This is a genomic window from Iodidimonas sp. SYSU 1G8, assembly GCF_039655775.1.
Classification (GTDB): domain Bacteria; phylum Pseudomonadota; class Alphaproteobacteria; order SMXS01; family SMXS01; genus RI-34.
The window spans coordinates 1,870,756-1,893,516 of the sequence record NZ_JBBYXJ010000001.1; the positions used below are offsets into that span (position 1 = coordinate 1,870,756).

19 protein-coding genes are annotated in these 22,761 nt (G+C 64.4%); 3 read left to right on the forward strand and 16 right to left on the reverse strand.

Annotated elements, in window-relative coordinates:
- Window positions 1–5: 5 nt before the first annotated feature.
- The 11 genes from WJU17_RS08945 to WJU17_RS08995 all read right to left on the reverse strand — a co-directional run bounded on the left by WJU17_RS08945 (window position 6) and on the right by WJU17_RS08995 (window position 12,561).
- Window positions 6–1,556, reverse strand: coding sequence for a lipopolysaccharide biosynthesis protein (locus WJU17_RS08945; RefSeq protein ID WP_346326975.1), 1,551 nt, complete (start codon window positions 1,554–1,556; stop codon window positions 6–8).
- Entirely contained in the window at window positions 1,553–2,767 is a 1,215-nt protein-coding gene (locus tag WJU17_RS08950) for a glycosyltransferase (protein ID WP_346326976.1), read from the reverse strand. The genes WJU17_RS08945 and WJU17_RS08950 overlap by 4 nt, the downstream gene beginning before the upstream one ends.
- A gap of 8 nt (window positions 2,768–2,775) precedes the next feature.
- Window positions 2,776–3,795, reverse strand: a complete 1,020-nt coding sequence (locus WJU17_RS08955) for a GDP-L-fucose synthase (protein ID WP_346326977.1) — start codon at window positions 3,793–3,795, stop codon at window positions 2,776–2,778.
- The gene (gmd, locus tag WJU17_RS08960) at window positions 3,792–4,895 is read right to left on the reverse strand and encodes a GDP-mannose 4,6-dehydratase (RefSeq protein WP_346326978.1); all 1,104 of its coding nucleotides are present in this window, start codon (window positions 4,893–4,895) and stop codon (window positions 3,792–3,794) included. The genes WJU17_RS08955 and gmd overlap by 4 nt, the downstream gene beginning before the upstream one ends.
- 259 nt (window positions 4,896–5,154) lie before the next feature.
- Entirely contained in the window at window positions 5,155–5,679 is a 525-nt protein-coding gene (locus tag WJU17_RS08965; RefSeq protein WP_346326979.1) for a transcriptional activator RfaH, read from the reverse strand.
- The gene (locus WJU17_RS08970; RefSeq protein WP_346326980.1) at window positions 5,676–6,374 is read right to left on the reverse strand and encodes a hypothetical protein; all 699 of its coding nucleotides are present in this window, start codon (window positions 6,372–6,374) and stop codon (window positions 5,676–5,678) included. Before WJU17_RS08970 ends, WJU17_RS08965 begins: the two co-directional genes overlap by 4 nt.
- On the reverse strand, window positions 6,355–8,610 hold the full coding sequence (locus WJU17_RS08975) for a polysaccharide biosynthesis tyrosine autokinase (RefSeq protein WP_346326981.1): 2,256 nt from the start codon (window positions 8,608–8,610) through the stop codon (window positions 6,355–6,357). Before WJU17_RS08975 ends, WJU17_RS08970 begins: the two co-directional genes overlap by 20 nt.
- An 88-nt stretch (window positions 8,611–8,698) precedes the next feature.
- Complete coding sequence (locus tag WJU17_RS08980; protein WP_346326982.1) at window positions 8,699–9,181, reverse strand: polysaccharide biosynthesis/export family protein; 483 nt, start codon at window positions 9,179–9,181, stop codon at window positions 8,699–8,701.
- 118 nt (window positions 9,182–9,299) lie between these two features.
- On the reverse strand, window positions 9,300–10,451 hold the full coding sequence (locus WJU17_RS08985; protein WP_346326983.1) for an outer membrane beta-barrel protein: 1,152 nt from the start codon (window positions 10,449–10,451) through the stop codon (window positions 9,300–9,302).
- 174 nt (window positions 10,452–10,625) lie between these two features.
- On the reverse strand, window positions 10,626–11,015 hold the full coding sequence (locus tag WJU17_RS08990; RefSeq protein ID WP_346326984.1) for a hypothetical protein: 390 nt from the start codon (window positions 11,013–11,015) through the stop codon (window positions 10,626–10,628).
- A gap of 178 nt (window positions 11,016–11,193) precedes the next feature.
- Window positions 11,194–12,561, reverse strand: coding sequence for an O-antigen ligase family protein (locus tag WJU17_RS08995; protein ID WP_346326985.1), 1,368 nt, complete (start codon window positions 12,559–12,561; stop codon window positions 11,194–11,196).
- A 198-nt stretch (window positions 12,562–12,759) separates the two neighbouring features.
- On the opposite strand from WJU17_RS08995, the gene WJU17_RS09000 reads away from it, so the two are divergent.
- Entirely contained in the window at window positions 12,760–13,515 is a 756-nt protein-coding gene (locus WJU17_RS09000) for a metallophosphoesterase (RefSeq protein WP_346326986.1), read from the forward strand.
- Window positions 13,516–13,518: 3 nt separating this feature from the next.
- On the opposite strand, the gene WJU17_RS09005 is transcribed toward WJU17_RS09000, so the two are convergent.
- Both WJU17_RS09005 and WJU17_RS09010 read right to left on the reverse strand, forming a co-directional pair.
- Window positions 13,519–14,655, reverse strand: coding sequence for a glycosyltransferase family 4 protein (locus WJU17_RS09005; protein ID WP_346326987.1), 1,137 nt, complete (start codon window positions 14,653–14,655; stop codon window positions 13,519–13,521).
- Between the two features lie 82 nt (window positions 14,656–14,737).
- On the reverse strand, window positions 14,738–17,110 hold the full coding sequence (locus WJU17_RS09010; protein ID WP_346326988.1) for a TonB-dependent receptor: 2,373 nt from the start codon (window positions 17,108–17,110) through the stop codon (window positions 14,738–14,740).
- A 204-nt stretch (window positions 17,111–17,314) separates the two neighbouring features.
- Here WJU17_RS09010 and WJU17_RS09015 point away from each other — a divergent pair, with 204 nt between their 5' ends.
- Window positions 17,315–18,061 (forward strand): TetR/AcrR family transcriptional regulator, encoded by a 747-nt coding sequence (locus WJU17_RS09015; protein WP_346326989.1) that lies wholly within the window; start codon window positions 17,315–17,317, stop codon window positions 18,059–18,061.
- Between the two features lie 8 nt (window positions 18,062–18,069).
- Here WJU17_RS09015 and WJU17_RS09020 read toward each other — a convergent pair whose 3' ends face one another.
- Complete coding sequence (locus WJU17_RS09020) at window positions 18,070–19,446, reverse strand: aromatic ring-hydroxylating dioxygenase subunit alpha (RefSeq protein ID WP_346326990.1); 1,377 nt, start codon at window positions 19,444–19,446, stop codon at window positions 18,070–18,072.
- A 313-nt stretch (window positions 19,447–19,759) separates the two neighbouring features.
- Between WJU17_RS09020 and WJU17_RS09025 the strand changes: the two genes are divergently transcribed.
- Window positions 19,760–20,545, forward strand: a complete 786-nt coding sequence (locus WJU17_RS09025; protein ID WP_346326991.1) for a TetR/AcrR family transcriptional regulator — start codon at window positions 19,760–19,762, stop codon at window positions 20,543–20,545.
- Window positions 20,546–20,631: 86 nt separating this feature from the next.
- On the opposite strand, the gene WJU17_RS09030 is transcribed toward WJU17_RS09025, so the two are convergent.
- Entirely contained in the window at window positions 20,632–21,333 is a 702-nt protein-coding gene (locus WJU17_RS09030) for a hypothetical protein (RefSeq protein WP_346326992.1), read from the reverse strand.
- 175 nt (window positions 21,334–21,508) lie between these two features.
- On the reverse strand, window positions 21,509–22,726 hold the full coding sequence (locus WJU17_RS09035; protein WP_346326993.1) for an acyl-CoA dehydrogenase family protein: 1,218 nt from the start codon (window positions 22,724–22,726) through the stop codon (window positions 21,509–21,511).
- Window positions 22,727–22,761 lie beyond the last annotated feature (35 nt).

Below are 22,761 nucleotides of genomic sequence, written 5' to 3' on the forward strand. Positions count from 1 at the left end.
CGTACTCAACCGGCCGCCTCACTTGTCTGCCTGTTCATGCCGAAAAAGACCCTGACAGACGCCACCAGGCGCCGCCTCTGCTGCCCGTACAGCGTCCCGATGATCGCGGCGGCCACCAGATAGGCCACGCCATAGACGATGGTCTTGGCGGCCAGCATGGCGATGCTGTCGGGCGCGAAGGGCAGGTGAATGTTGATGCAGACGCCGAGCGCCGCGAGCGAGGCCAGAAGCGGCCACGAAATCGCCGTGTAGATTTCGGCCACGCTGATCGGCAGCTGCCGCGCCGCGAAGATCGTGCAGACCGGCGTCAGTACGGTGAATGTCACGGAATAGGCGATCGCCACGCCGATGGCGCCATAGGCAAGGCCCGCGACCATCGACAGCACCAGAACCGGCACCGCCATCAGCGCCCACTTGAACATGCGACGCGTCTTGCCGGTGGAGATCCACAGCCAGCCGGTCGAGCTCATGATCGGCTGGGCGAAGATGCCGATCGCCAGCGCCCGGAAGATGTCGGTCGATTCCGCGAAATTGGGCCCGAGCAGCAGCCGAATGATTTCCGAGGCCGCATAGATCAGCAGGCCGGCCACCGGCGCCGACGCGAAGGTCAGCACCACCAGCGAATCCACGTACATGCGCGCCCATTCCACCGGTCGCGACTGAAGCCGGCTGAGAGCGCCGATCACCGCCGTGCCCGCCGGTCCGTTCACCACCTGAAGCGGCAGCGACATGATGGTGTAGGCCCGCGAGTAGAAGCCCAGCTCGACCGCGCCGAGCCGCCAGCCGATGAGGATATTGTCGGCATAGCGGTGCATGTAGTTCACGACGCTGAACGCCGTCAGATACAGGCCGAATTGCAAGGCCGGGCGCGCGGCGGCCCAGTCCCCGACCAGCGAGGGCCGCCATGACGACGCGATCCACAGCATGAGCGTCTGCCCCGCGGCAGCCGACAGCGCCTGCGCGGCCAGGGCCCAGTACCCGATGTCGGTGAAGATGACGAGGCCGATGCCGATGGCCGCCCCCAGCAGCTGGCCGGCCACGCCGATCCCCTGCAGCGCGCCCCAGTGCATGCCGCGCTGCAACAGCGCGCGATGCTGGGCGCCGAGCGCCGTCAGCGGAATGGTCAGCGCCATGACCAGCGTCAACAGCTGCACGCGCGGGTCGTCGAACAGCAGGGCGACCAGCGGCGACGCGCCGGCGGTGAGCACGAACAGGCCCAGTCCGACCGCGTTGTTGATGAAGAAGAGGGCGCTCACCGTATTCTGGTCGATAGTCTCGGGCTGCACGGTGGCGGCCGACAGGCCGAGATCCTGAAACAGCATGGCGAAGGCCGTGACCGTCGCCGCCATGGCGACCAGACCGAAATCGGCCGGAGCGAGAAGACGCGCCATCACGGCGATGCTGACCAGCGAGATGCCGATGCGGGCGACCTGGGCTCCCAGCGCCAGCAGTCCGCCCCGCGCCGTCCGGCGCCCGAGATTGTCCATCAGATGCCCGGTGCCGAGCGCGGCCTCGTTGAGCCGGTCGCGGCGGGACTGTGTCGAGGGATCGGTCATGGACGGACGCAATCGGGGCGCGGCCCGCCGCCGGTCAGCCACGCGTTGAGCGCCGCATGTTCGCCCGCGATCGCCGACCATGAAAACCGGGAGGCCGCCAGATCGCGCCCCGCCACCGCCATGATGCCGGTGGCGCCGCCGTCGAGATGTTCGGCGAGGCGCGCGGCGATGTCGGCGGGCTCGGGTTCGATGCGCACCGCGGCACCCGCGGCAAAGCCTTCGGGCAGATTGCATGCGTCGGTCATGAAGACCGGAAGCCTGTATGCCCACGCCTCCAGCACCGACATGGGCAGCCCCTCGGAATGGGAGGCGAGGATAAAGCCGTCCGAGTGACGCAGCGCCGCGGCCTTGTCCGCGCCGAACAGCGGGCCGGGAAACACCACATCCTCGGAGATGCCCAGATCTTCGGCCTGTTGCCGCAGGCCCGTCAGGTGCCCGCCATCATCCCATCCGGCGATGGCCAAGCGCCAGCGGCGGAACAGCCACGGTGCCCGGGCCTCCAGCAGCGCCCAGGCCGCCAGCGTCTCCGACAGGCCCTTTTTCGGGTGAATGCGGCCGAGGAACAATAGGGTGCGACGTCCATCCATCCAGTCGGGTCGCGGCGGCATCTGCGTCAGGTCGGGAAGGTGGATGCCGTTGGGAATGATCGCGATGGGGTTGGTCAGGCCGATCGCGCGCATGGCGTCCGCCTCGGCCTGTGCCAGGGCATGCAGGCAGGCGGCGCCGCGCAGATTGCGATCCTCGAACACCAGCCGCGCGATCCGCTTGCGCCGGGCGCTGTTGCGCAAGGCCCATGGATCGAGCATGCCTCGCGGCGAGATCACCACCGGCCGGGCGGTTCTGGCCCGCCAGCGGGACACGGCGACGGATGGGAACATCCACAGCCCGTGCAGATGCAGCAGGTCATGCCGGCTGTCGTCCAGCGCACGGCCGAGCGAGCGGGAGTACCCGAATGCGGCGGGGCCCGAATGGCGGAACCGGCGCACCGAGATAGGCGCCCAGGCCGGCGCATCCTCGTCGGCATGGACGTCCTCGATGCCGTAGACGCTCACGGCGTGACCCAGCTTGTGCAACCCGATCGCGCCGGCCCGGACGGATTCGAAGAGACCGCCCGCATTGCGCGAGATGCTGGAGGTCACCACGCCGATATCCAGCCTCGGGCCGGTGTCAGCGTCGGGAAGAACGGTCTTGTGGAGGAGTCCATGCGCCATGGCTTCGCTCAAGCGTTTCCGCCGGCCAGCACCCGTTCGTTCAGATGCCCCTCGTGCTCGCAGTACCAGCGATAGGTACGCTCCAGCCCGGCAGCGAGATCCGTCGAGGCGCGCCAGCCGAGCCGGGCCAGTTTCTCGCTGCTGACAAGCTTGCGCGGCGTGCCGTCGGGCTTGGAGCGGTCGAACTCCAGCGCGCCGGTGAACCCGACCGTGGCACAGACCTGCTCGGCCAGTTGCCGGATCGACACTTCCTCGCCCGTGCCGACATTGACGATCTCGTCGCCCGAATAGTTCTTGGCGAGAAACACCACGGCATCGGCCAGATCGTCCACATGCAGGAATTCCCGCAGGGGCGTGCCCGACCCCCACACGGTCAGCCGGGATGCGCCCGAGCGCCTGGCGTCGTGGGCCTTGCGCAACAAGGCGGGCAGGACGTGACTGCTGTCGAGGTCGAAATTGTCGCCCGGGCCGTAGAGGTTGGTGGGCTGGGCGCAGATGAAATCGCTGCCGTACTGGCGGCGATAGGCCTGGCAGAGCTTGATGCCCGCGATCTTGGCGACGGCGTACCATTCATTGGTGGGCTCGAGCGGGCCCGAGAGCAGGGCCTCTTCGGGGATCGGCTGCGGCGCCATCTTGGGATAGATGCAGGACGAGCCCAGGAACACCAGCTTGCGCACGCCGGCCCGGCGCGAGGCTTCGATCACATTGGCCTCGATCATGAGATTGTCGTAGAGGAAATCGGCCGGATAGGTGCTGTTGGCGAGAATGCCGCCCACCTTGGCCGCCGCGACGAAAACGGCGTCGGGCCGCGCGTCCTCGACCCATTCCTCAACATCGCGCTGGCGGCGCAGATCGATGGCCGCCCTGTCGGCCGCCACGATCTCGCAGCCTTCCGAGGCCAGCCGGCGCACCAGGGCCTGGCCGACCATGCCGCGATGTCCGGCGACCCAGACCCGTTTGCCTTCCAGCTCATAGCGGCGGGCGGGAACCACACCCTCGCCGAGGATCCCGTCTTCCATCTGTTTCATGCGCCGACCGCCCACATTTTCGGACGGCCGCGATCTTCGTCCAGCCGCCGGCGGTGGGCTTCGTCGGCCACCGTCTTCAGATCCTCGGCCACCATCTCGCGCACCAGGGTCTCGAAGCTGGTTGTCGCCGACCAGCCCAGCTCACGCTTGGCCTTGGCGGGATCACCGATCAGGATTTCCACTTCCGTCGGACGAAAATATTTGGGATCGACCTGCACCAGGGTACGGCCCGACTTGCGGTCGACGCCGATCTCCTCCACGCCCTCGCCGCGCCAGACCATCTCGATGCCGACCTCGGCGAAGGCCCGCTCGACGAATTCCTTGACCGTTCGGGTTTCGCCCGTCGCGAGCACGAAATCGTCCGGCGTCTCGTGCTGGACGATGCGCCACATGCCTTCCACATAGTCGCGGGCATGCCCCCAGTCGCGCTTGGCGGAGAGATTACCGAGATAGAGCCGCTCCTGCAGGCCATGATGGATGGCGGCCACCGCGCGGGTGATCTTGCGGGTGACGAAGGTTTCGCCCCGGATAGGGCTTTCATGATTGAACAGAATGCCGTTGGAGGCATGGATGCCATAGGCCTCGCGGTAGTTCACCGTGATCCAGTAGGCATACAGCTTGGCGGCGGCGTAGGGCGAGCGGGGATAGAACGGCGTCTTCTCGGATTGCGGGATTTCCTGCACCTTGCCATACAGTTCCGAGGTCGAGGCCTGGTAGAAGCGGGTCCGTCCGGTCATGCCGAGCAGCCGGATCGCCTCCAGCAGCCGCAGGGTGCCGATGGCATCGGCGTTAGCCGTGTACTCGGCCGTTTCGAAACTCACCTGCACATGGCTCTGCGCCGCCAGATTATAGATTTCGTCCGGCTGGGTTTCCTGAACGATGCGGATAAGGTTGGTCGCATCGGTCATGTCGCCATAGTGCAGGAAAAGCTTCGGATTCTCTTCATGAGGATCCTCGTACAGATGGTCGATGCGGCCGGTGTTGAACGACGACGAACGCCGCTTCACGCCATGAACCTGATACCCCTTCGAGAGCAGCAGTTCGGTCAGATAGGCGCCGTCCTGGCCCGTGACGCCCGTGATGAGTGCTTTCTTTGTCATATCCCTACGTACTTTGAGTTGCGATCACAGTTGACTGTCCCCGCGTTTCGCCGTTTGCGGTCCGTGGACCGCCGCCTTTCAACTCTTTCGATCATCCAGCCCGCCTTCCACACAGAAGGCCTTCAAACATTCCGACAGAATTCACTAAACAACAGGCGCCCTTCAGGCACGCTACCGCACTTTCGGTGACTGAGGTCGACCGAGACGATCAGCGTTTTATTGGCACCATGACTTAAAAAATCAGGTCGCCGGCGCCCGCTCAGGCGGCCAGGCCCATCAAGTCCAGATCGGCCGGGTTCATCCCCAGCACGACGTCACGGTTCATCAGGCGCAGCAGGACATTCACCCGCTGGCCGGCGGTCAGGCCGATGACACGGCCGACGAAGTCGGCGAACGGCCCCGTCCGAAGGCGGACATCCTGCCCGACCAGATCCTCGGCGGGCCTCGCGCCCTCTGTGGTGTGAATGAGATGTTCGACGAGACCAGCCTGCATGGCGACGGGACCCGCGGTATCGGTCAGTATCCGGGTGACGCCGAGCGTGCCGTTGATGCTCCGCCAGGGCTGGTCCGCCAGGTCGATGGCAACGAAGACATAGCCCGGAAACAGCGGCTCGCGGACCGTGGTGAACTTGCGGGCATGGCGCTTGGTACGGGCAACGCGGGGGCAATAGGCGAGGAAGCCCTGGTTGTGCAGGTTGGCCAGCGCGACCGCCTCCTTGCGCGGCGACGTCTGCGCCACGAACCATCTATTGCCAGATACAGACCGGTCTGATTGAAGGCTCATCGTGACATCCTCGCCAGCAACGGGCGGAATCCCGGCTCATCGTGCAGCACCAGCGCCAGCAGCGGCAGGTACCCCACGTCTCGCGCCTGCTGGATCAGGAACTTCCGCTGCCGCCCATCCCGCCACTCGTGACGCATCGCGGTCATGACCTGTCGTTTGACATCGGCCGAGAGGGCGGGCCAGAGATGGTAGCCGAGGCCGATGACCCCGATCCGCAGACGCGGCATGTCGGCGCCGGTCAGCAGCGCCGTCGACAAATGCGCCGCCGCCGCCTTCCTTTCGCCGAGACGCGCCTCCAGCAGACCCAGCCGCAACCAGTCCTGCGCGCTGGCCGGGGTGTGCGCCAGCACCTTCCTGGTCTGGTCCGCCGCGCGGACAAGGGCTTCCCGGGAGGCAGGCGCACCGCCGCGCGGCATCGCCGAGGCGGTCGCCAGTTCGCGCCGCCATTCGTCCGCGCCGTAGTGACGCAGGGCGCTGGACCGGCTCTCGATCACCGTCAGCAGGTCGTCGTCGGTGACCGGCGCCCGGTGGCGCAGGGCCAGCGCCGCGCCGTCACCGGGGAGCGCGGCGATCGCCCCGGTCGCCAGCGGACCGGACAACGCGATCAACACGAAGCCCGCGACCAGGCCGGCGGACGCCGCCGCGACGCGCCGGACGTCGAAGGATCTGCGGGCGTCAGTCTTGATAGTACTCACCATACTTACCGTAGTACGGGCTGTAGGAATCGTAGCCGTAGATCAGCGCGCCACGTTCACCGACCTGTGACAGCACGGCACCGGCGAAATGCGCGCCGGCTTCCGTCAGCTGACGGACGGCGGCCGTGACCATGCTGCGCGGCGTCCGGTTCCAATGGGTGATCATGACGACACGGTCGCCCGCGGCGGCCAGCAGGCGCGCCTCGCTGACGATGCTGGACGGCGGTGTATCGACGATGACGTAGTCATAGAGGGTGCTGGCGTGTTCGAGAAACTCCCGCATGGATTTGGAGCCCAGCAGGTCCTGTGGACTGCGCACGGCGCCGCCGCCGACAATGACGTCGAGGCCGCTGGCCTCATGCCGCTGGGCGATCTCGCTGATGGCGCGATGCTCCAGCAGCAGTGTGACGAGACCCGGCTCCGGCAACAGGCCGAGCCGCTCGTGGCTGCGGCCGCGGCGCAGATCGGTATCGACCAGAAGCACCCGGTGACCTGACTTCGCCAGCATGGCCGCAAGGCTGGTCGACACCGCCGTCTTGCCTTCGCCAGGCACCGCCGAGACCATGAGGATGATCTTCGGGTCTTCGTCCACGCTGGACAGCTTGATGCCGGTGTGAAGATTGCGCAGCGCTTCGGCGAAGCTCGAGTTGGGCTTGTCCAGCACCGTCTTGATCAGGTCGCCGTCCTTGACCATGGGGATCGAGCTCAGCGCGTGCAGTCCCGTCGCCTGCTCCAGCTGGTCCATGCGGCGGAAGCCGCGGTCCAGGATGCGATCGACGAAGAGAGCGGCGCCGACGCCGCCGCCGAGCGACAGGAGGGCGAAGATCAGGAGATATTGCTGCGTCGGCGGGAAGCTGGCTATGCGCGGCACTTCGGCGCGCGAGATGATGTCCGCGTCGGCCTGCTGCAGGTCCTCGGACGCCGAGGTTTCCTGGAAACGCTTCAGGAAGGTATCGAACAGCGCCCGCTTGGCTTCGGCCTCGCGCTCCAGCATGCGCAGCTGCGCCGCTTCACTGCTGTTGTCGCCGGCCTGGCTCTGCAGCGACTGCAGGCTGCCGGCGAGCGTGCTGTAACGGGTCTGGGCGACCGCCGCGTCATTGCGCAGATTGGCCATGATCTTGTCGACCTCGGCCTTGATCTGCTCGCGCGTGTCGGCGACCTGGGCGCGCAGCGACACCATCTTGGGATGCCGCTCGCCGAATTCCTGCGACAGGTCCGCCGCCTGGCGGGCCAGATCGGATTCCTGGGCCCGCAGCCGCGCGATCGCCTCGGAATCCAGGATCTTGGCGACCGCCTCGAGGCCGCCGGTCTTGTACATCTGTTCCATGCGCGACAGCCGGGCCTGCGCCGTCGCCGCGTCGGTCTTGGCCATGATCATCTGGGCATTGACTTCCGACGCCTGCTGCGAGAGCAGCGAGGTCTCGTTGCCGCTGGACATCAGGCCCGACTTGGCGCGATAGCCCTCGAGCGCGCGCTCGGCCGCCTCGACCTCGGTCCGCAGACTGCCGAGCCGTTCGTTCAGCCACGCGCTGGCGCGCTCGGCGGCGTTGAACTTCGCTTCGAACTGGCTGACGAGATACTGATCGGCGATGGCGTTGGCGAGGCGCGCCGAGGTCGCCGGCTTGGGCGATTCGACCCTGATCTGGATGATGGAGGAAAAGCCCTGCTGGCTGACCTTCATCATGCCGATGATCTGATCGACCGCGTTGCTGCGCAGCCGCGCCCGCTTCTCCTCCTCCGTCATCCCCTCGCCCACGGTGGTCGAGGGCGGGAACGCCAGTTCCCAGACGAGGCCGAGGTAATAGAGCGGGTTGATGAAGCGCCACGCGCTCGGCTCCTTCGGCGGCAGCAGAGTGGGATTGAAGTCCGGATCGTCCAGCAGGTTCAGCTTGTCCACGACCCGGCCGATCAGGTCGCGTGAATAGATGACGCCGACTTCGGTCTCGACGAAGCCCTGCCCTTGCCCCGGTCCTTGGAGCACCGCCTCGATATCGACCACGTTGGAGGTCGGGCCGCCGACCCGCATGGTCGCCATGGCTTCATAGCGCGGGGTCAACTGGAAGGTGTAGATCAGGCCGAGGACGAACAGCAGCGCCGCCACCGCCAGAACGATGGCCTTGCGCCGCCATAGCGAGGCGACGAATCCCATGACGTCGATGCCGTCCTTTTGCTCGTCCGTGGCTTTCGGCTCGAAGCTCCAGTCGCGGGTCAGGGCGTGCGGCGTGCGTTGATCCATGGTCTTACGATCCGACTGTTAGTGTTCTTGCCGCCCGGACGCCTGCCCGTGCGAGGACTGCGTGTCCATGGACCGATCGTTCCGCCAATCAGAAGAACCGTTCGGGTACATGGACAATGTCGCCAGGCAGCACCGCGCTTTGCGGATCGGCCGGAATTTTCTTCTGGCCGCCGCGCTCGATGAAGATCTTTCCCTGGCTGGCGCGCACCGTGTAGCCACCCGACAAGGCCACGGCGTTGACCACGCGCATGCCCGCCACATAGGGATAACTGCCCGGTTTGTTGACTTCGCCCAGGATGTAGAACGGCCGGTAGTTGAGCACGTCCACATTAACGGATGCGTTCTTGAGATATTCGGGTTCGAGCGCTTCCTTGATGCCGACCTCCACCTCGTCGGGCGTCATGCCGCCCGCCTTGATGTCGCCCACCAGGGGAAGCGAGATCATGCCCTCGCCATTAACGGTGAATTGTCCCGACAAATCGGCATGGTTGAAGACAGTAACCTTCACCTCATCGCCCGATCCGAGACGATATCCCGCGACCTGAGCGTCGGCAAGCGCTGGAACTGACAAGAATATCAACAGAATAGCCGCCAATATCCTCATGGAATCACGCCCCCAGTCTCTCATTCAAACCTCCGAAGTAGAGGGATTCCAACCCATGGAAACCCCAATACTTCTGATATAAGGATCAGTAGCGGGCTTTCAGGCCTACAGCGAAAAGATTTCGGCTGAAATCATCGATTCCAACGAAATCCGTGTCCCGCCCCTGATAGGTGTAGGCGAACGTCGCGGCGAGATGCCGGTTGAGCGCCCACTCGACGGACGCCCCCGCCGCATAGCGGAAATCATTCCGCACGATGCCGCGGTAATCGTCCTGGCCGATCTCGCCGAATACGCTGACCGTGAGATTGTCGCGCAGCTGGTGATCGACCGTCAGACGCCCCCGGTCCGCGAAGAAGCCGGACGCGTTGATGAACTGACTATCCTCGACCGTCCGCTGCCCGCGCAGACCGATGGTGGTGAGCGGGGTGACGTTCCAGTCGATGTTGGCGCCGAAGGACGGCCCCTTGATCTTGGCGAGGCTCGGATCGTCGGGCTTCTGCTGCAGGTAACCGCCCCAGATTTCGCCCTGGATCAGGTTGGTGATCTCCATCTGGAGACCGCCGGTGATCTCGTAGCCTTCCGAATCGCGATCGATGCCCACATCATCGACCGCCTCATCGAAATCGCGCCAGTTGTAGGCGAATTCGCCATACACGCTGTAACCCGGCGAGAATTCGAAGGCGGCTTTGGCGTTGGCGACAAACATGTCGCGGTCACGGTCATCATTGTTGATGAAGCCACCGCCGACCGCCGCCACATCCTTGAAGTCCAGACGCCGGTAACTGGCGCCGCCGGACAGCTGCATGCGGCCCAGCGACTGATTGACCTGCACCTTGGCGTCGGTCCGGTCGAACTTCGTCGGATCGAGGCCCTCGACTTCCTCGGGATCACCGCGTTGCTGGTGATCGCGCGCGCGCCCCGCCTCGAAGAGGATGTTGGTGGCGCGGCTGATGTCGAGACGGAACTTACCCTGGACCTGATAGTCCTGGTAATCTTCGTCGGTATAATCCTCGTAGAGACCGAACTCACCACCGGCAAAGAGCTGCAATTCGTGACGCGACCAGTCGGTCTGCACCTGCAGCTCGGGACGGATGATGAGGATTTCGTCGCCGCGCTTGTTGGCATCTTCCGCATAGATGTTGTCGTTGTACTGGCCCAGCACAGAGACAGAAGGGAAGAAATAGATGGGACCCGACCGGAAACCCACTGGATCGTAGGGTCCGGGACGGGTCAGCACGGTATTCCCGTTTTGATTGTCCGCGAGTTGAGCCCACGCACCCGTGGCGCCCATGGTCAGGATGGTGCACGCCGACGCGCCCACCAAACACTTACGTGTCCGACGCAACATTCTTTATTCAGGCAAAGACTTGCCTGCTCCCTTCAGGTTTGGCGGATGGATCGGTAACCGGACCTACGGCGCAATGGGCGACGTGGTGTCCTGCGTATTCGACAGCGTGTTGATGTCGCCGCCGACCAATCCCTGATTGAACGACGCGATCGCCGCGCCGTATCCGCCCGCAACATCCTTCTGGGAACATGCCTGAACGGCGGTGCTCACAGCCTGCTGTTGCTGAGGGTCCGAGACTCCTTGCAGAATCTGCTCCTGGATGAGATCCGGTTGCCCGAAGAACTGCACCGAGATGCAGGCGATCTCATCCGAATAGGCCGGGTTCTGCGACGCCAGCGCGAAGATGCCGGGGTCGATACTGCCGTCCAAAGAGCTCTGAATCAGAGCACTCAGTTGTTGCGCCAGTGGATCCGGCAACACGTTTTCTTCCGCGTGCGCCACACCCGCCGTCAAGATAGCCCCAAAGCCCATAACATGGATTAGCCTCGTAAAGGATGTTGCCATAACGAGCCTCACAGTTTTTGAAGGTGCCCAATAATGCCTATGGTTGTATCACGCTTTTCGCAGTGCGAAAAGCCTCAAAGCGGAAAAAGTCAGACAAAGAATAAATTTCTATTTTTATTTAAATAGGTTAGCGAGACTTAGAACTCGTTGATTGTGCAACGCCGAGCCCCATGATGAAACTGAACGCAGTTGCGAGCGCAGGAATCTGCAGTGGGAAATCAACCATAGAGTGTATTATGACGGCGACGGACATGGCGGCGGCGATGGCCGGCAGATGCTGGTCCCGCCGTCGCCGCACGACACCCCGCCAGCAGAGCCCAACGGGAATCAGCATGGCGGTGAACAGGACCAGCGCGGCCGGAATCCCGAGTTCCGCGACCGTCTCGAGCACGGTGCTGTGCGCGGCCTCGACCACCTGGGTCACGTCATCCTCGTCATACATCCGATAGAGCGATGGAAATCCGCCATGGCCATAGCCGAGCCAAGGCGACGCGGCGACGGCGTCGATGGTGTTCCGGTAGATGGTCAGCCGCTGGTCCATGCCCATTTCGGTCCCGGCGACCCGGTCGGCCATGCGCCCGGCGCTAGGGGCGAAGACGACCGCTCCGACGCCAAGGACAGCGACCGTCGCGACCATGGCGGCGCTGATCGTGGGACGCTGGCGCCATAGCACCGCGACGACGAGGCACGCCACGCCCAGCAGCGCCGCGAGCAGGCCGCCGCGCGAGCGGCTGAGCAGCAGCACGGCGACGTAGACCAGCACCGCGGCAATCAGATACCAGCGGGTCACCACCACGTTCTCGATGAACCGGCGCAACTTTTCGCGCGATTCGGTCTCAGGCCGCCACAGGCCACGGGTTTCGCCGATCAGCAGGCCGACGGCGCAGATCAGACCGATCCCCGCGAAGCTGGCCAGATGATTGGGATTGACGAAGGGAATCGCCAGCCGCGCGCCGCGCTGCGTCTGCGCCTCGATGAAGTCGCGGTCGAACCAGAGAAAGGCTTCCAGCCCGACTCCCCAGATCAACAGCGCGAGGCCCGAGGCCGCGGCGCCGGAGACGGCGAAGATGGTGAGCCCCCGCGTCGCCCGCCCGGCATCACGGCCATACTGCACCGCCAGCCAGAAGATCGCCGCATAGGCGAGCAGGCGCGTCAGCCCGAGAATGCCGGCTTGCGGGTCCAGGGAGATGCGGCCCGCGAGAGGCACGCCCAGCCCGTCGGCGCCCATGGTCCACACCGGGTGATGCCACGCCGCGGGCGTCCAGGACGCTGTCTGGATCACGATCCACGCCATGGCGAGCACGAAGGCCACCGCCGCCCAGCGCAGGGGCCGCGTCCCGGTGATCGCCGGCGCCTTGCCGAGCGCCACCATGCCGCCCCACACTGCGAGCAGAAAGCCGGCGGAGAGCACCAGCAGGCTCCACGCGCCGACCTGCACGGCGCCAAAGGGCAGCGGCGCGGCGCAGACGATGAAGAGGAGCAGATAGAAGGGCAAAAGCGATTCCCGAAGACGTAAACGAGGGGCCGCGGCGACAGATCACTGTCGCTGTTCGGCATCCCGCTACCCAAAAAGCGGCCAAAAATGGCGTTTTTTGGGCGGCACCGCACTTTCGCCCTTCTCGTCGCGATGCTTTGCACGCGTCTTTCGCCGTCGGCGCTGGATATCATGGGTCGCCGATCAAATTACACAGCCATGCTGAACCGCCTATTCCGTCACAAAACCAAACCCGTCGCCGGCGCGCCCACAGGGGGACGCGTCTATGCCATCGGCGATGTCCATGGGCGCCTCGACCTGTTGCGGGCGCTTTACCGGCTGATCGAGCAGGATGCCGCCGGCACCGAAGCGCCGTGCCGCATCGTCCTGCTGGGCGATTACGTGGATCGCGGACCGGAAAGCGCGGGCGTGATCGACTTCGTGCTGGAGGGCATCGACAGCCGCTTCGATCCGGTCTTCCTCAAGGGCAACCACGAACAGTTGATGCTGGACTTTCTGGAGGATCCGGCTGTCGGGCCCGCCTGGTTCGCCACGGGCGGCGCCGATACGGTGTTGAGCTACGGCGTGCGCGTTGGAAGCGACAGGATCGATCATGCGGAAATTTCGGCGCGCCTCGCCGAGGCGCTGCCACCGGCACATCGCGCGTTCCTCGATGCGCTGGCGGTGAGCCATCGCTGGGGCAACTATGTCTTTGCCCATGCCGGCATCCGGCCCCGCATCCCGCTGGAGCGCCAGGACACTCAGGATCTGCTGTGGATCCGTCGCGAATTTCTCTCGGCCGACGGCTTCGGGGGGTTGTGCGTCGTCCATGGTCATTCGCAGGTTACCGATCCTGTCGACCTGCCCCACCGGGTGGCGGTCGATACCGGCGCCTACCATTCCGGACGGCTGACCGCGGCGGTTCTGGACGCGGGCGGCCGCAGGTTTCTGTCCACCGGCGACCGCGCGGGCTGACGGTCAGCGCGAGAGCGCCTCGCCGAGGATTCCTTCCCACCGCGTCACGTGCCGGTCGAAATCGAACCGCTTCGCCGCGACCTCGAACGCCCGGTCCGAGGGTTTGTCCGTCATTGCGGGATGAGCGACCAGCCGGTGCAGCATGGCGATGAACTGTTCGTCCGACCGCGGCAGCCACCCGGTTTCTCCGTCATCGACGATTTCGTTGGTCGCGGTCTGGATGCCGGGCGTGCGGCTGTCCAGCGCCAGCACCGGCAGGCCATTGACCATCGCCTCCATCAGAACGAGCGCGGCATGCTCCAGCCGGGACGGGAACAGCAGCACGTCGGCGGCACGGTAGAACGGAGTCAGATCGGGCTGGGCGCCGTGGAAACGGATGGGAAGCGGCCGTCCGGCGCTCGCCGCCAGCGCCTCGAGCGCCTCCCGCTCGTCGCCGTCGCCGACGATGTCGCATTCCCAGCGGGCATCGGCGGGCAGCGCCAGAAGGGCGTGCAGCACCAGCGACACGCGCTTGCTCTCATGCAGCGCCCCGGCCACCAGGAAGCGGAGCGGCGCATCGGCCGCGCGGAAACGGCGCGATCCGGTGGCCCACGTGGCCGGCGGCATGATGGTGAAACGGGCCGGATCGGTGATGCCGGTGCGATCCATGATACCCTCGGCGCTGCTGCGGCTCAGCCGGACCGTCGTGTCCGCATGGGCAACCGCCCAGCGCTGCAATCCCAAGGCCGACCGCACGGAAAGCCGGCGGTGCAGGCCAGGCGTGCTGAAGCGGGCGATCTCGTCCGGATAGGTGTAGGAATGTGGGAAATAGACCCAGGGCCGGCCGGGAAACTTCCGCGCATGTCCGCGCAGAAACGTGTGCTCGCTGCCGATGGTGACATCCGGCGCCCGACAATCGAGGCGCTGGACCTGACGCGCGCCGCGCCGCAGGGAAAGAGGCAGGTTCATCCGCCACATCAATCCGTTGCCGTAATCAGCCGGCGGCAGATGATGCAGGGTGACGCCGTCCAGCGCCGCCCTCTGGCGCGCGATCACGCTGACCTGATGGCCACGCGCCGCGAACGCCTCGATCAGGCGTTTGTTATAGGCACCGCTGCCCGACGTGCCGTCGAGCATTCCCACGAGAAAGCGAACATGCATGGAGTATCGATATACGGCATGAACGCGGACCGCGCCAGCATGGCCGGGACAGGAGCCGCACCTGTCCCGCCCCGCCTCTGCCTCAGAAGTTGTAGGTAAGCTCGATGCCGTAGGTGCGCGGCGCGTTGAGCATGGCGAAATTCCACACACCCGAAATGGTCGAGGTGCGCAGGATATAGATCTCGTTGGTCAGGTTCTTGCCGAACACCGCGACCCGGTAGCGGTCATCGGCATCGTACCAGGTGATGCTGGCGTTGACGATGTTGGACGGTCCGCGCAGCGGCGAGACCACGACGCCATTGTAGTTGGTGATGCCGTTCACCGTGCCCGTGGGGAAACCGGCCTGGGTCGTGAGCTGGCTCGATTCATAGATCCATTCGGCGTTCAGGCTGAGCGTGCCGGCGTCGCCCACCGGAAAGTCGTAGGTGCCGGCAAGCCGCGCATTCCACTTGGGCGCGCGGTTGAGCGGCAGCCCCGTGAGGTCGACGGGTTGGGTGAGGCCGACCGCGGGGCCACAGGGCAGCAACGACGGATCGTTCGGCGTCGCGCCGTTCAGATCCTCGCAATAGTCGGTGTACTTGGCGTCCAGATATCCGACCGAACCGGACAGGGAGAAGCCCCGGAACGGCAACGCCGTCACTTCCAGTTCCAGGCCGCGCAGCCGGGCGCTCGCCGCGTTGTCGGTGATGACGTCGACCGAGCCCGAGGGAGACTGCTTCGAGATGCTGCGCTGCAGGCCCTTCGCTTCCATCCAGAACGCCGCGCCGTTGACGCGCAGCATGTTGTCGAAGCCGTCCCACTTGAAGCCGACCTCGTAGGTATCGACCCGCTCGGGATCGTACGGACCCGCCAGCGCCGCCGACGACGCGTTGCCGTTGAAGCCGCCCGCCCGAAAGCCGCGCGCCCAGTAGCCATAGGCGAACAGCGTATCCGCGAGCTGGTAATTGAGGCCGATCCGGGGACTGACATTGGTCCAGGACTCATCCAGCGTCTCGATCCGGCCGGCGCAGTCGCCCGGCGCGGCGGCGCAGATGTCCATGCGCTTCTTGTCCGCCGAATAGCGTGCGCCGGTGACCAGCGTCAGCCGGTCGGTCAGATGCCAGTTGGCCTGGGCGAACAGGCCCCATTGTTCGTTGCGCTGGGCCGAGCCCATGTTGAACTCGATCTGGGCCGGCGGCGCGACGAAGCCGAGAAACTGGGTGCGGTCGAGATCATAGGCCTGCCGCAGGTAGAGCACGCCGGCGACAAAATCCACGAAGTCGGAGAATTCCGAGGCGAACCGGAGTTCGTGCGACGTCTGGTAATGGCTGGTGAAGTCGTTGGACGAGAAAAGGCTGCCGACGGTCCCGTCGGGATCGAGGGTCGAGTGCTCATCGGTATGACGGTAATTGCCGATATAAGTGATCGTGCCGATATCGGGCAGCGTGTAGTTCATCTCGCCGGTGATGCCCCAGACGTCGAGATCGTTGAACTCGCCCTGCGGGCGGTTCTGGTTGATGGCGTACGATTCCTTGTCGGGCTCGCGCGCGCAGCTGGCCGCGGCGACGTCACCGCCGAATTGCTGCGCCAGGATGTCCACCATGGCATCGTTGGCGCCGCCCGACGATGCCATCAGGGTCGGATCGACCCGGCAGGTGTTGTAGGCCAGCAGGGTCGAGGAATCACCGCGTACGCGCACGAACTCGCCGCGCAGCACCATATCGAAATTGTCGGTGACATATTTGAAGCTGGGCAGCAGCGTGATCCGGTCCTGACCGCCGACCTTCTCGTTGCTGAAGCGGTTTTCGTAGAAGCCGTCCGACGTGGACGACTTGACGGCCAGCCGGAACGCCGCGACACCATCTACCAGCGGCACGTTCACCATGCCCTTGGCTTCCAACCGTCCGTAGTTTCCCGCCAGCATGCCGCCCATGGCCTGGAATTCGCTGACGTCCGGCGCGGCGCGGCGTACCAGAATGGCGCCCGCCGTGGCGTTCCGGCCCTGGAGCGTCCCCTGCGGCCCGCGCAGGACCTCGACCGATTCGATATCGAGCAGGTCGGTCAGCGCGACGCTGGCCCGCGCTTCCGTCACCCCGTCGACGACCACGGCCACGGACGGATCGCTGAACGATTCGCGCTCGTCCGTCCCCAGCCCGCGCATGAAGAAGGAGGATGCAAAGGGCGAGATGCCCTCGGGCGCCAGCTGGACATTCGGCGTCGAGCCGCTGAAATCGGCGATGTCCTTGGCGAATTTCCGTTCCAGCTCGTCGCCGCTGAACGCCGTCATGGCGATGGGCACCGTCTGTACCGTTTCGGACCGCTTCTGCGCCTGAACGATCACGTTTTCGATCACGCGCCGCGGGCCCGGCCCATCCGCCGCCACCGCAGCGTCCTGGGCGAAAGCACCGCTGGTGCCGGGCAAAATCACACTCAATGCGGCGAGCGATGCTCGCGCCAACAATGTCTTCGTGGTCATGACTGTCTCCCCCATTATCCGGCGCTGACCGGTCGAGGCCCCACACCTCGCCCGCAGGCGATGCGGACGGTAACAGTCTTCCTGAACTTTTTAAAATAATATTCTTAGTAGTATATTTTTAATAACCCCATGCAGGCCCGGCGACATAGCGCATGTTACGGGTCTATAATCCGTCCAAGGCAGCCGGTCGGGGGACCATCCTTCGTGAACAGAAAGACAAGCTACGGCGCTGCGTTCGTGTCTCAGTCGGATGGCAACGCGGCCAAGGCGCGGCAGAAGCGCATGGCGGCGCTGGAAAAGGCCAAGGGCACGACCGATCCCGACAAATGGCAAACCACCAAGAGCGGCTTCACCCGCGAGAGCATCCTGCGCGCGGTGGTCGAATGTCTGGCGGAGGATGGCTATTCGCGACTGACCATGACCCAGGTGGCCAAGAAGGCCGGCCTGACCAAAGGCGCGCTGCAGCACTATTTCGATTCCAAGTCGGCCGCCATCGAAGCGGCGCTGACCCGGATATTCGAGGACCAGCTGGCGCTTCAGCGGGAATCGGCACGGCGCCCCACGGAAGCGGCCGACGATCAGCTACACGACAGGCGCATCGAGGCGCTGTGGCACTATGTGCGCGATTCTTCTTATGTCGCGTTCATGGAAATCGCCATGGCCGGGCGGAAGGAGCCGCATCTGCACAAGCTCGTCCAGGCGCATTATCAGGAATATTTCCGGCTCTCGCGCGAAGCCGCCGCCGAGCTGCTTCCCGAATGGCAGGCCGACGTGGAGAAGTTCAACTTCGTCGCCCACCTCGTCTCCACCGTGATCGAGGGCATGGCCGTCCGTCAGGAGTTCGGGATTTCCGATGAGCATTACGACGAGGCCGTTCGCGCCTTTCTCAAGCGCACGGTCGGCGACATCTTCACCGGCAAGCTTTCCCCCTTTGCCCCGGGCGCCGCGTAGCGCGTCGATCAGGCGTTCAGATAGGCGTCCAGCGTCCGGTGAATGCGGCGAATCCGCACCTCCTGATAATTGCCCAGGGTCTGCCCGGCCTTGCGGGATGCCTTGAACCCCTTTTGCTGCATGTCGAGATTCATGGTGTCCTGATCATAGACCGCGCCGAGGAGCGGGTTGAGGCCCGGCACCTCCGTGTAGGACTGTTTGATGCCGATCTTCACCGGCGCTGGCGCCTCGGGGGCGGTTTCGCCGTCGGCGAGAGGCCTGAGCAACAAGAGATCGAAAACGGCGCTGTCCACATCCATGCCGTTCGGCCGGAACCGATACAGCATGGGAAGCGACACGCCGGGGAAAAAGAACATGTTGGGAAACAGGTGGTACTCGATCGAGTCCAGCATTTCGCTGTCGCTATACCCGGACAGATCCACCTTGAACTCCTCGCTCATGGTCTCGCGCAGGAACTGGGCGGCGGTCGCCCGGGCGGTTTCGCCTTCCTTCAGGGTCACGCCCCGGGGCGCGAAGCGCATCTTCTCGATGATTTCCTGCTGGCTCTGCTCCACGGGATAGTGCGGACTCTGGATGCCGACCGTGTGCACGAATCGGGTCACCTTGTCGCTGAATGTGTCGTACTGGCAGTTGGCGTCGCTGGTGATCGCCAGGGACTGCTGGTGGGTTTCGACGACATGATAAGCCTCGAGAAACGCTTCCTGCGCCGCCTTCCAGTTGGCCGGCAGGATTTTCTGGATATGCATGGCGACGTAGCGCCGCGACAGATCCCACCGGTCCTTGAGATGGTCGGCCAGCGGCCCGAGATAGTCTTCGAGCGGCCCGGCATTCTCATCCATGTTGATGAAGATGAAGCCGCCCCAGCGCGCCACCTTCACCTGGGGCAGCCTGAATTCGTCGTCGGTGACCTTGGGGAAGTCCCAGCGGCAGGGAATCTCCTTGAGGCTGCCGTCCAGATTCCAGGTCCAGCCGTGAAAGGGGCAGCGGAACTGCATGACGTTGCCGACGCTGTCCGACGGACGCAGCTGGGTGCCGCGGTGCAGGCACGAATTCCAGTACGCCCTCACCTCGTCGGGCGCCACGCGCGCGACGAGAATTGAGTATGGCCCGACGTCATGGACATAGTGGTCACCCACTTCCGGAATGTGCTCTTCCCGGCAGGCCCACTGCCAGACCTTGTTCCACATCCGGTCGAACTCGGCCTGAAAGAACGCCGGCGAGGTGTAGCGGTCGTACGGCATGTCCTCGTCGCCAAGAAAGGTGTAGTCCTCGGCGATCAGCGCCGCTGGCACCTCCCAGCCATCCCGCAGGATCAGGTCACGGGTGCTGGGGCCGGGGCAACGCGCCTCGCCGGGCTTCAGGGACTCTGGAGCCTGCACATTCATGGGACCTCTCCTTTTCCATCATCAAGCGCCACTACCGTAACGCGCTTTCACTGACATCGATAAGTCATATCCGCATAATTTCGGATGTAACAGTCCAAGTATAATTTTTTATGATTACAAAAAGACAAATTTGATTGTTTTTTGTGTAACGCCAATTACACCTCAACCCTAGGGTTTCCAACTGATACAGGGTCGCAAGAGAGCGGCGAAAAAACGTCCGTAATAAATTTTCACCTGTCAAAATGGACATCTTTGTGGACGACGTACGCAATCGGGCATAGCATCCTTGTCAAAATCAGGGGGGATAACACCAATGGTGTTGGGTAGTCCGGGGAACGAAATTCATACCGCCAGCAAGTTGAAACTCGCCGGGCAGTCGGACATGGACCTTGCCGCCGATCTGAACGGCCTGGATTCGCGCCAGCGCCGGAAACTGGCGCTGCAACGGGCCAAGGAAACATCCGACCCTGAGCACTGGCAGACGACCAAGAGCGAGTTCACGCGCGAGAGCATCCTGCGCGCCATCGTCGACTGTCTTGCCGAATACGGCTATTCCAATCTGACGCTCGGACAGGTCGCCAAAAAGGCCGGTCTGTCCAAGGGCGCCATGCAGCATCATTTCGAATCCAAGTCCGCCGCGATCGAGGCGGCGCTGCAGTTCATCTTCTCGCAGCAGCTTGCCTTGCAGAGGACCTATGCCCGCCGGCCTTCGGAACCGGCGGACCAGGAACTCCATGGCCGCCGCGTGGAGGCGCTGTGGGAATTCGTCCAGGATCCGTCCTATGTCGCCTTTGCCGAGATCGCCATGGCATCGCGCACGGACGAGCATCTGCGCAAGCTGGTGCAGGAGCACTATGCCGAGTACCACAAGCAGGCGCGCCAGGCCGCTGCCGAACTGATGCCCGAATGGCAGAACGATCTGGACAAGTTCCGCGTCATGTCGCGGCTGGTGCTGACTTGTCTCGAGGGCATGGCGCTGCGCCAGACCTTCGGCCTCTCCGACGACCGGGAGGACAGTGCCCTGCGCGAGTATCTCGTCACGCTGGTGGCGTCGGTATTCCGGGAGACCCAGCAGATGATGGCCAACCGCAACAGCTGATCCCAGGCACGGACTCCGCCGTCACGGAGGTCACGTCAAAAAAAGGGCCGGCATGCCGGCCCTTTTTGCTGCGGCGCCCCGCTGGATCAGGCGGCGATGGCTGCCGCGCCCTGCGCGCGCCGGCGGATCGCGGCGAGACCGAGCATGCCCAGCCCCAGGAAACCGAATGTGACCGGTTCGGAGACCGGGGTCGCGACCCCGGCGATGGACGCCTTCATGAATTCCTGTGTGTTCTCCCACATGCCGGTCAACTGCGTCAGATCGGCCCTCAGGCCCAGCTTCACATACAGCGTGTTGGTGCTGGCGACCGTCAGCGGCACCTCGAAGGTCTGCCAGCCCTCATACGGGGCGCTGATCACCCAGGGATCGTTGACATTGTCGATCAACGCCAGGCTCGTGCCGTCCTGGGTGAATATCTGGACGCTCTCGAAGAAGTTGTTGGGATCGTTGGCGCCGACGATATCCAGATCGTTGAACGCCAGCGACAGGATGTTCGGGCCGACCGAGACACCGGTGAACTTGAGGAACATGTTCATGGAACCGGACGTCGGCGCCTGGCCGGTGGAGGCGCTCATGCCGACGCCGTTCACACCGTAGACGCCGTTGTAGCCTCCCGTAAGCGGGATATACATACCGATCTGACCAGTGGCGCTATTATAGTTGCCGACCGTGGTGGTCGCGCCGAAACCCGATACAGGGACGCCCCAGTTGACCGGGGTCGCGACGGCGGCGTGACCGCTGAAGGCCATACTCATCAGAAGGACGAAACAGGCGAGCGCGTTTTTCATCGGATGCTTCCGGCAGCAGGGATCGGCCCCGTTCCGATCAGACTTGTCTCTTTCCCGCCATATTTGCAACAAATTTTATCTAAATTCGGACTTTGGTGCCATCAGGGTGACATTCGGCACGAAAAAGGGGCGCGGTACCGGTTCCGCGCCCCTTCCCCAACGGCACAACCGGGCGTCAGCCCCGGTTGGTGTACTTCTTCAGTTCCAGGCTGGCGATGGTGCGGTTGTGCACCTCGTCCGGGCCATCGACGATTCGCAGGGTGCGGGCGTTGGCATAGGCCGCCGCCAGGCCGAAATCGGTGGTCACGCCGCCGCCGCCATGGGCCTGGATCGCCATGTCGACGACCTTGCAGGCCATGCGCGCGCACGCGACCTTGATCTGGGCGATGTCGCTGCGGGCGACCTTGTTGCCGACCGTGTCCATCATCCACGCCGCGTGCATGACCAGCAGGCGGCACATGTTGATTTCGGTGCGGGCATCGGCGATGCGGTCCTGCCACAGCGACTGCTCGGACAGTTTCTTGCCGAACGGCGTGCGCGAGACGAGGCGCTTGCAGGTCTTCTCGAGCGCCCGCTCGGCGACGCCGATGGCGCGCATGCAGTGATGGATGCGGCCCGGACCGAGGCGGCCCTGGGCGATCTCGAAACCGCGGCCTTCACCGAGCAGCAGGTTCTCGGCCGGAACGCGCACGTTCTCCAGCAGCACCTGGCCGTGGCCCTTCGGCGCGTGATCGAAGCCGAACACCGGCAGGTGACGCTCGATGGTGATGCCGGGAGCATCGGCGGGCACCAGGATCATGGACTGCTGCGCGTGCGCCGGCGCGTCCGGGTTGGACTTGCCCATCAGGATGTAGACCTTGCAGCGCGGGTCCATGACGCCCGAGCTCCACCACTTGCGGCCGTTGATGACGTACTCGTCGCCATCGCGCACGATGCTGGTGGAGATGTTGGTGGCGTCGGACGAGGCGACGTCCGGTTCGGTCATCAGGAAGGCGGAGCGGATGTCGCCGTTCAGCAGCGGCTTCAGCCACTTTTCCTTGTGGCCCGGCGTGCCGTAACGCTCCAGCACTTCCATGTTGCCGGTGTCGGGCGCCAGCGAGTTGAACACTTCCGACGACCAGCTGACGCGGCCCATGATCTCGCACAGCGGCGCATAATCCAGGTTGCTCAGCCCTTCGACCGTCTCGCTGTGCGGCAGGAACAGGTTCCACAGGCCCGCTTCCTTGGCCTTCAGCTTAAGATCCTCGATGATCTGCGGGATCTGCCAGCGGTCAGAACCAAAGGCGGCCATCTGCCGGTCATAGGTCTCTTCGTTCGGATAGATGTGGTCGTCGAAGAACGCCTGCAGCTTGCGCGACAGTTCCTTCGCCTTGGGACTGAGTTCGAAATCCATTGTTGTCTCCCTTCGGATCGTGACGGCGGCCTGAG